Raw genomic sequence first — 1,267 nt, 5'->3', positions numbered from 1 at the left:
TGGAGTGGTCCTATTTAGACGGACAGTCGAAAAGCGTAACTTTACAAAGTTATGTCATCAAAAACAACCAAGCAACCATGGCGTAAATATGACGCCAGCTTTAAGGCTCAAGTCTTAAACAAGGTTCAAAACGGACAAAGCGTACCTGAAGTAGCCAAAGAATTAGGCATTAGTGAAGGTATTATCTACCACTGGAAAAGTAAATCCACTACCAACCGAAGCATGAAAGATGATAGTCGTGTCTCCGAGTTAGAACGGGAAGTAACCCAACTTAAACAACAACTTCGTCAGGCAGAGACAGAACGAGATATTTTAAAAAAAGCTGCGCTGATTTTTGCCAAGCCGACCTGAAAGCTAAGTATGATTTTGTAAGTAAAGAAAGATGCCATTTTTCCGTTCCTGTTTTGTGTAACACTTTGAATATCAGCAGAAGTAGTTACTATGAGTATGTGAAGGGAACGACCCATCAACCTACTATTGAAACAGGTTTAGCTGATGAGCTACGAATAGTTTTTCAAACGCACCGCAGACGCTATGGAAGTCGGCGAATAGGGGCAGAACTAAAAGAAAGAGGCTATAAAGCTGGTCGTCACAAGATTCGGAAATTACTAAAGGAGCAAGGCTTACAAGCCATACAGCCGCGTAGTTTCGTACCAAAAACGACACAAAGCCGCCATGGTTTAACGGCAAGCCCCAATTTGTTAGAAGACAAGTTTGAGTCTCTTAGGCCGAATCAAGTATGGGTGAGTGATATTACTTACATCCCTATGGAAAATGGCAAATGGGCTTATTTAGCGGCTTGTATGGATCGATACAGTCGTAAAATTGTAGGTTGGAATCTGGATGTCCATATGCGTGAAGAGTTGGTATTGAAAGCTTTACAAAATGCGATAGACCGTTATAAGCCTTCTCATGGATTAATTGTACATTCCGATAGAGGGGGGCAATATTTTGGAAACAGGTTCAGAAAATTACTTGATAAGTGCCTTTTTCGGCAAAGTATGGCAGGGAAGAAATCAGTTTATGAGAATGCACATGCAGAATCTCTTTGGGCGACGATTAAACGGGAAATGTTAGAAAAAGGCAGTTTTGATAGTTTGGAAGATGCTCAAACAGAACTGTTTGACTATATTGAAGTCTATTATAATCGTATTCGCCGACATTCGGCTTTGGGCTATGAAAGTCCCGAAAAATTTGAACAAATTTACAACCAAAATGAATTATTAATCCTGCAAAGTAAACTGTCCGTCTAAAATGGACCACCTCA

The 1,267-nt window shown here is 40.3% G+C and carries 2 protein-coding genes; both read left to right on the top strand.

What is annotated here, in order from left to right:
• The first annotated feature begins 51 nt into the window (after positions 1 to 51).
• Positions 52 to 351, top strand: coding sequence for a transposase (locus AC23N5_RS31395; RefSeq protein WP_487758559.1), 300 nt, complete (start codon positions 52 to 54; stop codon positions 349 to 351).
• Positions 348 to 1,253, top strand: a complete 906-nt coding sequence (locus AC23N5_RS31390) for an IS3 family transposase (RefSeq protein WP_487758560.1) — start codon at positions 348 to 350, stop codon at positions 1,251 to 1,253. Before AC23N5_RS31395 ends, AC23N5_RS31390 begins: the two co-directional genes overlap by 4 nt.
• Positions 1,254 to 1,267 lie beyond the last annotated feature (14 nt).

Source organism: Runella sp. R5_40, from assembly GCF_057652295.1.
This window is presented reverse-complemented; position numbering and strand designations above follow the sequence as displayed.

What these genes read in the sequence shown, in the direction of transcription:
- AC23N5_RS31395 (WP_487758559.1), top strand. Translation starts at nt 52, where the DNA reads ATGTCATCAAAAACAACCAAGCAACCATGGCGTAAATATGACGCCAGC.